The organism is Niabella yanshanensis, assembly GCF_034424215.1.
Classification (GTDB): Bacteria; Bacteroidota; Bacteroidia; order Chitinophagales; family Chitinophagaceae; genus Niabella; species Niabella yanshanensis.
Map to the genome: position 1 here is coordinate 4729324 of NZ_CP139960.1, position 12669 is coordinate 4741992.

Below are 12669 nucleotides of genomic sequence, written 5' to 3' on the forward strand. Positions count from 1 at the left end.
AATTATGAGCAACAACAAATTTTCTCTTGCAGGTAAAGTAATTATTGTAACCGGTGCTACAGGTGTGCTGGGGCACTCATTCGTAAAGGACCTGGCAGGCCAGGGAGCTATTGTAGGCGTGCTGGGACGTAATGAAAAAGTTGCGGAAGAAAGGGTTGCTGAAATAGAGGCCGCGGGGGGACATGCTATTGCGCTGATTGCCGACGTAGCTAACCAGGAGCAATTGGAAGCGGCTTTGAAGAAAGTATTGAATAAATATGGAAAAGTAGATGGTTTGGTAAATGCGGCCGGGGGTAATCAGCCCGGTGCAGTTGTACCGCCCGACGGGAAAATTTTTGAACTGGACATAGAAGCTTTAAAACAGGTAATGGACCTGAACCTGTTTGGTACCTTATTGCCCACCCAGGTGTTTGGTAAAGCGATGGCCGAAACTTCGGAGAAAGGCAGTATTGTAAACATATCTTCGGTAGCGGCTCATGGAGCGGTGACGAGAGTTTTAGGATATAGCCTGGCTAAAACTGCCATTGAATCCTATACCAAATGGTTCGCGGTGGAGATGGCTAATCGCTATGGCGATAAACTAAGGATGAATGCGCTGGTACCCGGCTTCTTCCTGGCAGAGCAAAACAGGAGGTTGTTAACGAATGAAGACGGCTCTTATACAGACAGAGGCGATAAAGTAATCCGCAGCACACCTTATAAACGCTTTGGAAATCCTGATGAATTAACCGGCGCGCTTATCTGGTTATTAAGTGACGAATCTACCTTTGTAAACGGAACTTCTATTAAGGTAGATGGCGGCTTTACTATTTTTAGTGGTGTGTAGTGTATATTTACGCTATAACATAATCTGATTTTATGCCAACAATAGAAAATAATGATATCAGGGTAGAAGTAGCTACTCTGGGGGCTGAATTGCAGCGCATCACCGGTAAGCATACGGGCCTTGAATACATGTGGAATGCCGATCCTGCTTACTGGGCGAAACATTCGCCCCTGTTGTTTCCTATTGTTGGTACTTTAAAGGACAATACCTATATCTGCGAGGGAAAAGAATATCATCTGCCCCGTCATGGGTTTGCAAGAGAAATGGAGTTTGAGTTGTACCAACAAAGCAATCACACACTTACTTTCAGGCTGGTCAGCAGCGAGGTTACTTCAGCCAAATATCCGTTCCCCTTCGAATTGTATGTAGCGTATTCTATTGCCGGACCCTCCCTGAACGTAAGTTATAGGGTTGTCAATACCGGCGAAAAACCAATGTATTTTTCCATCGGCGGCCACCCCGCTTTTAAAGTGCCTCTTTTTGAAGGGGACACTTATAACGATTATATACTTGAGTTCAATCAGGTAGAAAATGCCGGAAGATGGCTTTTGGACAATGGTTTGATCGAAGCGGGCACTGTTCCATTGCTGGAAGATGCGGATCGCCTGCCGCTTCGGAAAGAGTTGTTTGAAGCCGATGCCATTGTGTTGAAGCAATTAAACAGCACTAAAGTCCGGCTAATACAGGAGCAAACGCGCAAGGGCTTTGAATTTGACTTCAATGGTTTTCCTTACCTCGGTATATGGGCGGCGAAAGGTGCCGACTTTGTATGTATCGAGCCCTGGTGCGGCATAGCCGATAGCGTAGATAGTAATCAGCAACTGGTAGAAAAAGAGGGCATCAATGTGCTGAATGCGGGGGCCTTATTTGAAAGAGCCTGGAAATTTGCTGTTATCGATTAATGTCCTTGTTCAAGTTTTTAAGATTTATGTTGAAGTTGATCATACTCCCGAAGGAATACCTAATATATTTCTAAAATTTAACAACAGGGTTTACACGTCTCGCGTTTATCAGTTATCTTTCGGCCTGCTTAAATAATGAAACAGGCTTTTTGTTTATTCCTTTTATTGATAGGGGTGTCTGTTAGCTATGCGCAACAGAAATTTACCCTCAGTGGTACGGTTCGCTCGGAGCGAACAGGCGAAACCGTTATTAATGCCAGTGTCAGATCTGTCAATAGTACAGATGGTGTAAGCAGCAACGAGTATGGATTTTACTCCATTACGCTGCCAGCCGGCGATTACGAAATTGAATACAGTGCTGTTGGCTATAATTCCTTTATAGAAAAGATCAGTCTTAATCAGAATATTACCAGGAATATTTCTTTGCCCGACGAGGTAAAGGATCTGGAGAATGTGGTGGTATCTGCAAGTGGCAAGGGCCGGACGATTACCGGTACACAAATGGGAGTGGAGCGGCTCACGATGAAAGAGGTAAATACCATACCGATGTTACTGGGTGAGCGGGATATACTGAAAGCTATACAGTTACTGCCGGGTATTAAGCAGGCGGGTGACGGTAACAGCGGTTTCTACGTACGTGGCGGAAGCGCCGATCAGAACCTGATTTTGCTGGATGAGGCGCAGGTTTATAATGCATCGCACTTATTAGGTTTTTTCTCAACTTTCAACTCGGATGCTGTTAAAGATATCACCGTTTATAAAGGAGGAATGCCCGCACAATATGGAGGCAGATTGTCTTCGGTACTGGATGTGAAAATGAATGAGGGGAATAATCAAAATTATGAACTAAGTGGCGGTGTAGGACTGATATCTGCGAAGCTGAACCTGGAAGGTCCTATTCAAAAAAACAAGTCATCCTTTTTGTTGTCGGGCCGCAGAACCTATGCCGATGTATTTGTACCCTTAGCCAAAGACAGTGCGATAAGGGGCAATAAACTTTATTTTTACGATTATAACGCTAAGTTTAATTATAAAATAGGAGAGAAGGATAATATCTATGTATCAGGATATTTCGGACGTGACTATTTAAAATTAGATCAGCAGTTTGGTATCAACTGGGGAAATATTACCGGTACATTACGATGGAATCATATCTTCAATAGCAAGCTGTTTTCCAATACCTCCTTTATCTACAGCGACTTCGATTATAATATCAACATCAATAATCCCAGCAACGACCTGGATATCTACTCCAAGATCCGTGACCTGAACCTGAAACAGGAATTTCAATGGTATGCCGGAAGCAGGCATTCGTTGCGTTTCGGGTTCAATTCTACCTATCATAAAATAAGGCCGGGGGATGTTACTTCATCGGGCACTACCAGCTTTAATAATTTTTATTTACAAGACCGGTATTCCTGGGAGAATGCCCTGTTTGCCACTGACACCTGGAAGGCTGCGCCATGGCTGAACATTACCTACGGCGCAAGGCTTACCTCTTTTTCCATCCTGGGTGAGGGCGATTTTTACGAGGTTGACGGCGATGGAAATGTTACCGATACCCTTACCTATACCAAAGGTCAGTTAGTTAAAAATTATGTCAACCTGGAACCCCGGCTGGCAGCCAGCTTTATCCTGAACCCATCTTCCTCTTTTAAAGCTTCCTATGTAAGGAACGTGCAGAACCTGCATTTAATGTCAAATTCCACCACTGGTTTTCCAACGGATAAATGGTTAGCCAGTACCAATATTATTAAACCCGAAATAGCCGACCTGGTAGCGTTAGGCTGGTACAAAAATCTGGCAGGGAATCAACTGGAATTTTCTACCGAGATCTACTACAAGAAAATGCAGAACCAGATAGACTATAGAACAGGTGCAGATGTTTTCACCAATGATGCCATTGAGTCGCAGATATTATTTGGTATTGGCCGCGCTTATGGCTGGGAAGTTTTCCTGAAAAAGAAAACTGGTAAAACCACCGGCTGGATCAGTTACACCCTGGCCAAAACAGAAAGAAAAATTGACGGAATTAATGACGGAGAATGGTATAATGCCCGGCAGGATCGTACCCATGATATCGCCATCGTTGTGAATCATCAACTTAACAGGCGATGGAACCTTGCCGCCAACTGGATTTATTATACAGGCGATGCGGTTACTTACCCAAGTGGTAAATACATTATTGATAACCAGGTTGTATTTTATTACACTAAAAGAAATGCAGACAGGATGCCATCTTATCACCGTTTGGATCTGGGAGCCACCTGGTTGCTCAAAGACAGGAAAAAATTCCGGTCGGAGTTGGCTTTTAGCCTGTTTAATGCTTACGGAAGAGAAAATCCTTATGCAATCACCTTCAGGCAGAGTGAAGAGGATGCTACAAAAACAGAAGCCGTCAAAACATCTCTTTTCCGGTTTGTGCCATCTATATCCTATAATTTTAAATTTAAGTAAGATGTCAGCACTCTGGAAATGCATAGCCATGGTTGTAATCTCATTTCTGTTACTGGTGAGTTGTGAGCGCGTGATACAGGTAGATATAAAGGAAGAACCGCTGAAGTATGTAGTAGAAGGCATTTTGACAGACGACAGTACCTGCAGGGTGCGCCTGTCACAAACCAGCCATTTTTATGATACGATCAATTTAAGGGGAGTGAGTGGCGCGCGGGTCACCATTACCGAGGAAGGGAAGCAACCTGTTGTGTTGAGCGCCTCTAACAACCGTGGTGAATACAGTGCTCCCTTCACCGGGGTACCTGGAAAAACTTACCACTTGCGTGTTGAATACAAGGATGCGACCACTGATCATGTATTTACGGCTACATCAACAATGCCGCAAAAGGTAAAGTTAGATAGCTTGTATGTGTCAGAACGCATTTTCCTGGGAAAGATGCGCATGATAGCGGCAATACGCTATAAAGACCCACCCGCACCGGGTAATGCCTACCGGTATGTGCAACGCGTGGATGGAGAATTGGAGACGACAGTATTTGTTACCAAGGATGATCTGATTAACGGCCGCACGGTAGTAGATGAATTGCTGATATTTAACGATGAATATACTTTGAAAAAATGCGATCAGCTCAATGTAGAACTGCAAAGTATTGATCAGCCTGTTTATTTGTTCTGGTATAGCCTTAACCAGGGCTCTCTCGGGTCTTCGCAGTCCGCGTCCCCCGGCAATCCGGCCTCCAATATCAAAGGAGGTGCATTGGGCTATTTTAGTGCTCATGCCGTGTCTTCCCTGCACATTGCGGTTTTTCCCGATTCAACCTGCAGTTATTCCCCGGAAAGCTCCAGGAGATGAAACACAACACGCTCCATAAAACCACGCGGGGGAGTGTGATGCACATGAGTTGCCTGGTTGTGTTGATAATAATAAGCTCCTGCGAAAAAGTAATAGATCTGGAATTGCCTGGTGCCGAAAAACTATATGTGATAGAAGCCGTGCTCAGTGATGCAGGCTGTAGGGTAAATTTATCCCGGACGCTGGATTTGTCGGATTCCAATCATTACGATATCGTTTCCGGCGCCAATATCACGATTGCAGAAGATGGCAGAACGCCTGTAAGATTAACCCAGGTAAATGGAGGCTATTACAGGGCAGGCATATTAGGCCGGCCTGGACGTAGCTATACGTTGCGTGTAGAGGTGAATGGTAGTGTATTCACTGCTACTTCATATATGCCGCAGAAAGTAGAAGCAGATAGTTTCTATATTGCCGAGCGGGTTTTCTTCGGCAAAAAAAGAAAAGTAGCTGCGTTGGAGTTTAAAGATCCCCCGGGCCTGGGAAATGTATATCGTTTCATACAATACATCAATACGAAAAAAGATAATAATATTTATATCACCAATGATCATTTAATTGACGGCCGTTCCACAGTATATGAAATGCTGGTTTTTGAAGATGAAAAGGAACCCTTGAGGGCTGGTGATCGCTTAAGTGTGGATCTATTAGCGATTACACCGTTTATGTATAATTACTGGTATAGTCTGGATCAGGGTGCATTGGGACAAACCCAGGTTGCTTCACCGACGAACCCTGTAAACCCTTTCCCAAAAGGAGCGGTGGGCTATTTTAGTACCCATACTCTAAGTTCACGCTCAACAGTGGTCCGGTAGTTTAATTGCGGAATTTTTATTAAAATGTATTATATTCACTCAATTAAACAAAAACGATTTTGCCTTAATGTGCTGAACATTGATTATCGTGTGTCTGAATATAAAGCATTCCTGGAGTATAGCAAAAAATATTGTATAATTAAGCGGGGCATCATGAAGGTATTATCAGCAGAGTTGAGAGAGTTATCGTATTTTCACTTTACTAAATTCGAACTGCGTTTTAACTATATGCAAAATAGCAGCCACTTAGAGATCACTTGAATATGAAACAACTATCTATTAAAGACATTGCCCGGATTGCCGGAGTTGTACCGTCTACCGTTTCCTTCGTTATTAATGGTAAGGAGAAAGAAATGCGTATCAGCGAGGAAATGGCAAAAAAGATCCGGAAGATTATAAAAGAAACCGGTTATGTGCCTAACCGTTCCGCAGCGAGCCTGCGTACCGGCAAAACACATGTAATCGGGTTGATTGTTGAAGATATCTCCAACCGTTTTTTTGCATCTCTCGCCAAAGCAATTGAAGATATCGCCTACCAGGTAGGATATCGCCTTGTGTATTGCAGCACCGAAAATGACGATAAAAAAGGCACCGAGTTAATAAGGATGTTGCATAAACAGGTGGATGGCTTCATTGTAACACCCACCAGCGGTATGAAGGAGGAGGTGTTAAAACTGAAAAAAGCTAAAAAACCGATAGTATTACTCGACAGGTATTTTACAGATGTGGATATACCGTCGGTACTGGTAGATAATAAAGAAGGTATTCAGTCAGGCGTACAGCTACTGGCAGGTAAAGGGTACAAAAAAATAGCCTTTATTGTTACCGCATTAGAGCAGATGCAGATGCAGGACCGCTTAAATGCATTTAAAACAAGCGCCAAAGCGCATGGGCTTTTATTTCCTGAACTGATCCTGGAGCTTCCTTTTGCAGCTGAAGAAGACGCCTATGAAGAAGGTATCAAAGCATTTCTTAAAGGTCATCAGGAGGTAGATGCTATTTTCTTTGCTACCAATTACCTGGCTATACAAGGCCTGAAGGTATTACAGGAGCTGAAATGGAAAATTCCTTCACGTGTAGCTGTCCTGTCTTTCGATGATCACGAGATATTTAAACTATACACGCCGGCTATAACGTCTATAAGCCAGCCAATTGCTGCGATAGCCAGAGAAGGTATTGAGAACCTGAGGTTGCAGATGAATGCCCAGAAAGTGCCGGCTGTTCAAGAGCTGCTGTTGCCCTCCGAGCTGATAGTGAGAAAATCTGTTTAAGATGACCTGTAAGTTTTTTTAATATATTCAGACGGCGTCATGCCGAAGTGCTTTTGAAAATTCCTTCCTAACTGGGTTACAGAATTGTAGCCTACTGTATCAATCACTTCATTTAAGCGCATATTTTTGGTGCTTAATATTTCTATCGCTTTTTTCAACCGGGTCAGGTTAATAATTTCTGCCGGTGAAAGGTCGGAAAGAGAATTTATTTTTCTATACAAACTCGTTCGGCTCATATTCATACGCCTGGCCAGTAATGGCACGTCTAAGTCTGTATTAGACATATTTTCATGAATATGATGTTCTAATGTTTCCAGGAAAGACTTGTCAATGTCATTGGATGCCATACTGGTGATCTGCGCGGTTGGAGACTTGATAAAGTAGGATTTTAACCGGTCCCGGTTCATTAAAAGACTCTTGATCTGTGCAACCAGGAACTCCATCGAGAAAGGTTTTTCGACATATACATCAGCACCAACGTCCAATCCCTCAATTTTAGATTGTAAGGTATTCTTGGCAGTTAACAGTATAACGGGTATATGGCTGAATTCATAATTGGATTTAATCTTTTCGCAAAACTCAAAGCCATTCATTTCCGGCATCATCACGTCGCTGATGACCAGCGTAACAGGATGTTCTTCCAGCAATGCCAGGCCTTCAGCGCCGTTTCTTACACATACTATCTCATAATCTTTTTTGAGGGTATCCGAAAGCATGAACAACATATCTTCATGGTCGTCTGCAATCAATATTGTTTTATTATTATGACTCATCGTTAGTTGGGGAATTAATATCCAGACTGCTAATTTTCAATGGGAAAGCTACAGAAAAAATATTTATATTGTTAAATACATTGTATTCCATTTTTCCCTGATGTAATTGAACAAGCGAGTAAACCAGCGAAAGCCCTATGCCCGAGCCTCCTACGCCTTTTTGATGATGACGTACAAAGGGTTCAAATATATGTGACCGCATATCCTCCGGAACAGTTGCTCCGTCGTTAGTTATGCTAAGCGTTACCCATTGCGCTACCTTATTGATCTCAAAATTTACGGTAACCTGCTTATGGCAGTACTTTATTGCATTATCAAGCAGGTTACTGATAATTTTTACCAGGGCTTCTTCATCGGCAGCTATGATTATTCCGCCGGCAGGAGGCTCAAAACGAAGCGTGATGTTTTTTTCTGCAATAGCGGGAGAGAAGGACTGTAAAAGTTTTTCAGTGATTACTACTACATCCAGTTCTGCAAGAAACAGGTGATAATGCTCTGTTTCAATTTTCCTGAAATCAAGCAACTGGCTTGTTAGCTCCAATAATCTCTCTGTGTTGCTGTTCATGATCTGAAGATATTGGTGCAGGTGTGGAGCATGGGTTAGTGCAGCCGTTATGCGTTCCAGGGGCAATTTAATAAGGGTGAGTGGTGTTTTGATCTCATGAGTAATATTTGTGAAAAAATCCATTTTAGATTGATACAGCTCCTTTTCTTTATTTAAGGTAAATACATTCATTTTATAAAGCTGCTTCTCTTTCTGGCGCCGGGTATAATAGCTGAGGATTGCCATAATAGAGGCAACGATAAGAATAACGTAGAGAAAATAAGCAAGTTTTGATTGCCAGAACGGCGGTAGTATTTCAATGGACAAGGTCTTGCTGTTGGGCATCCATTCGCCATTATTATTGGTAGATCTGACACTGATATGATATTTGCCGGGCGGCAGGTTAGTGAAGGTGATTTTCCGGCTGTTACCAATAGGATACCAGCCGCCATTGTTGATTTGGTAAGCATATTCAATATTGGTTGGATCTGTATAGTTGAGCGCCACGTAATCGATATTAAAAGTGGCTTCATTGTAAGCAAGTGTAACCCCGTCTTTATTGATCAGAGGAGTGTCATCTTTAGCTCCGGCTACAGTAGCCGAAGTCCCTAATTGCTGCAACCCGGTTATATAGAGTAAGGGGATATATTGACCGGGCCTGTGAAATGCCGGATTAAACCTGATCAGACCTTTAATGCTACCCAGGTAGATCTGACCGTCGGTGTCTTTAAACGCCGACTGGTAATTGAATTGGTTATTGAGTAGCCCGTTATATTGTCTGAATATTTTTATTTTTTTTGTTGTTGCTTCCATTAAGGCAAGACCACGGGATGTAGGGATCCAGTAGTTGCCCGAATTGTCTTTAATGATACTGTAGATAGTATTGCTGGGCAAGCCTTCATCCTGACTATAGTGTAGCAGGGTTTTGTTTTTCAAATCGATGAGAAATAATCCGTCGATGGTGCAAACCCAAAGGTGATCGTCAGGGTCTGCCATCAGATAGAGTATACGGGTGCGCCCCAGTCTGTTGTCTTTATCTGCATAGAGCTTAAAAGATAATGTGTCTTTATTATTGATGTAGAACAAGCCCTTGTTATGTGTACCAACCCATACAGTACCGTTTGTATCCTGCGTAATAGCCGAATAAAATGCATCGCCGGGTAACGCTCTTACCGGGTAAAAGCGTTCTTTTTTAATATCGAAATGAAACAATCCGTGGGCGGTGCATATTAAAATACTGCCATTAGCTGTTTGCAGTATCTTGTTGATGAAATTGCTTTTTAAGTCATGGGAGCCTGCACCTGCGCTAAAGTGACGGGAAACTTTGCCACCCTGTATATCCATAATATCAAGCCCGTGCTCAAAAGTACCAATAAGCAACTGGTTGCCGATGGCTAACAGGCCATGTACGTTGGTGCTGGAGAGACCGTTCTCAGTATCAGGGGTGTGTCGGGTAAACACTTTCTTTACAGGATCATACATAGTAAGCCCGCCATCTTCCGAACCGATCCATAGCCGGCCATAATGATCTTTGGTGATTTCCCGAACCGCATTGCCGCTTAGTGAGTGAGGGTGGGCGGTGGGAAAATATTTTTCGAAAGTCAGCGCGGCGTTAGGCAGGTAGTTCAAGCCGCCGAAATACGACCCTACCCATATACCTCCTTCGCGATCCTTACACAATGCATAAAGCGCATTGTCAGAAAGCGAAAATGGATTCATGGGGTCTTTGTGTATGCTTTGGTATTTTCCGTTAGCAGGATTATAAATATAGAGTCCGTCTTCGGTGCTTATAAAAATACTGGTATCAGAGGCCTGTAGAATGTTTCGTACAAAAATAGTCTGATGGCTGTTTTTCTCCCGTATCAGGTGTCGCGTTTTTTTGCTTGTCAGGTCCAGCTCCAACAAGCCTTCTCTTGAACAGCCAATAAACAGGCGGTTATCTTTAGCAAGGGAAAGCGCTTCAATACTGTTCTGCGAAGGGGAAAACAAAGGATAGATTGTTGCATTTTTATGATGAATATAAACTACAGCGCCTTCAACAGATCCGGCCCAGATACCACCCTTTGGGTCCCTGGTGATAACCGAAACCTGGAGAACGCCGGGGATATATTTTTTAAATGTTTTTTTTGCAAGGGGATCGTAATAGTATAGCTCATCCCTGAAGATGAACCATAAAAGCCCTTCGGTATCCTCACAGATACTTCGTACCGGCCCGTCCTCCATCAAAATAGGGTGGTGAAATTGATCAAGGTCTGAATCATAAGCCGCAATACCTTTTTCGGTACCCACCCAGAGATGACCTTTTCTATCTTCATACAAACAATAAACCGAATTGCTTTTCAGGCTGTGCGGGTTATTGGCCTGTTGACGGTACACCTTGAAACTATTTCCGTCAAACCGGTTCAATCCTTCCGAAGTCCCCAGCCAGATAAAACCATACCGGTCTTGCAAAGCGGTGATTACAGTATTGTTGGATAAGCCATCCTCCACCTGGTAATGCCTGAAATCAAATGGCTGAGCTTTTACATGAGCTATACAATAAAAGCAGGTAAACAAAAACAAAGCAAAATATCTCATCATCAGACAGTAATTACAATATGTTTCAAAATTGGTACAATTTGATGACATTTTGAGACAAAATGAAAAATCGTTTTTGCTATAGAAGGATATCTTTACAATCAGTTTGCCCGGCAATGAAATTAATTTGAACCAGAATTGGCCATAGTGAAAGAAATATAAAATATACCTGCTACGACGCTTTATTGATCTGTAAACTTCGGGAATACTTCAACTGCTCAAACAGTAACTGTTTGTTAACAGGAGTAGTGTGCGTGGTAGCCCGGCGGGCAAACCCAATAAGGAACGGATTCTCAAATTGTATTTATAAACAACTGTCATATGAAACGAAATTTCTTATTGCATTTTAAGTATTTATGGGGTATTATAGCATCGCTTTTTATAGTGTTTGCCTGTAAAAAAGATGAGGCTGCTCAAAAGGATCGGCCCATTCCCTTTGATCCCTCCAAACCGGTGACCATTGAAAGGTTCACCCCCGATAGTGGCGGTGTTACCACGCAAATGGTTATTTATGGGAGCAATTTTGGTACGGATACTTCCCAGATAAAGGTTTATATAAATGATAAACGAGCGCCTTTAATAGGTTCATCAGGCTCCATTTTATATGTATTAGTACCATCCAAAGCGGGTACCGGCGATGTAAGGGTCGTAATGGGTACCGGCGCTGATACGAAGGAAGTGAAATCAACTATGCCCTTTAGGTATATTTTCAGGCCATCGGTAAGTACATTAGCTGGTTTTACCAACGAAAGAGGAGAGTCTTCAATAGTAGATGGGGATATAAAAAAGGCCCAGTTTGAGGAACCCTATTGGCTTTGCTTCGATCAGCATAAAAATATCTATCTGCTGGAAGAATCGAGGGGACTACGATTCATAGACTCCGCGTTAACAACAGTAAAAACACTTTTTAGAAGCGGTAACGGATTGAGCCGTGTACGAACCTTATCATTCAACCCAACCTGGGATACTTTATATGTGACTAATGATCAGGGTGATGACAGGGGCATCAGCTCGGTAGTGCTGACACCTATTTCAGGGTTCACACGTTGGAATGCCCTAACTTATAGTAAACAATGCAACGGCGGTGATGTGCAGCCGCAAACAGGCGATTATTTTATTAACTCTTATGCTAACGGGCAAGTATACCAATGGGATCGTGGTACCAAGTCTTTAAAAGAATTATACAGAGTGGGTGATAATCAATGGGAATTTAATATACAGTTTGCTCCGAGTGGTGATTTTGCCTATCTGGTAGCCGTAAACAGGCACTATATACTAAAAGCTGATTATAACCGGCAAACCCGCACACTGGAATCACCGGTACATTTCGTGGGCCAAAGAAGCTCCGCCGGTTACCAGGATGGAGTGGGAACAGCAGCCAAGTTCAATGAACCACACCAGGGTGCTTTTGATGAATTTGACAATTTTTATGTGTGCGATAGAATGAACCATGTAATCCGCAAAATAACGCCAGATGGAGTTGTAAGCACGTTTGCGGGCAGGCCTAACCAATATGGATACACGGATGGTGCTTTGAGAGATGCCCGCTTTGACCGCCCACATGGTATAATCTACAATAAGGACATTGGAACATTTTACATAGCCGACCAGAAAAACCGGCGCATCAGAGTAATCACAACCGAATAAAACC

At 42.9% G+C, this 12669-nt stretch carries 9 protein-coding genes; 7 read left to right on the forward strand and 2 right to left on the reverse strand.

Annotated elements, in window-relative coordinates; all coding sequences use genetic code 11:
• The first annotated feature begins 4 nt into the window (after positions 1 to 4).
• From U0035_RS19625 to U0035_RS19650, 6 genes are all read left to right on the forward strand, one after another.
• Complete coding sequence (locus tag U0035_RS19625; RefSeq protein ID WP_114790633.1) at positions 5 to 826, forward strand: SDR family oxidoreductase; 822 nt, start codon at positions 5 to 7, stop codon at positions 824 to 826.
• Positions 827 to 858: 32 nt separating this feature from the next.
• On the forward strand, positions 859 to 1728 hold the full coding sequence (locus U0035_RS19630; RefSeq protein WP_114790634.1) for an aldose 1-epimerase family protein: 870 nt from the start codon (positions 859 to 861) through the stop codon (positions 1726 to 1728).
• 135 nt (positions 1729 to 1863) lie between these two features.
• The gene (locus tag U0035_RS19635; RefSeq protein ID WP_114790635.1) at positions 1864 to 4185 is read left to right on the forward strand and encodes a TonB-dependent receptor; all 2322 of its coding nucleotides are present in this window, start codon (positions 1864 to 1866) and stop codon (positions 4183 to 4185) included.
• Between the two features lies 1 nt (position 4186).
• Positions 4187 to 5038 (forward strand): DUF4249 domain-containing protein, encoded by an 852-nt coding sequence (locus U0035_RS19640; protein ID WP_245957696.1) that lies wholly within the window; start codon positions 4187 to 4189, stop codon positions 5036 to 5038.
• Complete coding sequence (locus U0035_RS19645) at positions 5035 to 5853, forward strand: DUF4249 family protein (RefSeq protein ID WP_245957697.1); 819 nt, start codon at positions 5035 to 5037, stop codon at positions 5851 to 5853. Before U0035_RS19640 ends, U0035_RS19645 begins: the two co-directional genes overlap by 4 nt.
• A 263-nt stretch (positions 5854 to 6116) precedes the next feature.
• Entirely contained in the window at positions 6117 to 7124 is a 1008-nt protein-coding gene (locus U0035_RS19650) for a LacI family DNA-binding transcriptional regulator (protein ID WP_114790637.1), read from the forward strand.
• Here the strand turns inward: U0035_RS19650 and U0035_RS19655 are convergent.
• The gene (locus U0035_RS19655) at positions 7121 to 7897 is read right to left on the reverse strand and encodes a response regulator transcription factor (RefSeq protein ID WP_114790638.1); all 777 of its coding nucleotides are present in this window, start codon (positions 7895 to 7897) and stop codon (positions 7121 to 7123) included. The genes U0035_RS19650 and U0035_RS19655 overlap by 4 nt on opposite strands.
• A complete protein-coding gene (locus U0035_RS19660; RefSeq protein WP_162817839.1) occupies positions 7887 to 11021 on the reverse strand; it encodes a ligand-binding sensor domain-containing protein in 3135 nt (1044 codons plus the stop codon). Before U0035_RS19660 ends, U0035_RS19655 begins: the two co-directional genes overlap by 11 nt.
• Before the next feature lie 318 nt (positions 11022 to 11339).
• Between U0035_RS19660 and U0035_RS19665 the strand changes: the two genes are divergently transcribed.
• Positions 11340 to 12665, forward strand: coding sequence for an IPT/TIG domain-containing protein (locus U0035_RS19665; RefSeq protein ID WP_114790640.1), 1326 nt, complete (start codon positions 11340 to 11342; stop codon positions 12663 to 12665).
• Positions 12666 to 12669: the final 4 nt, after the last annotated feature.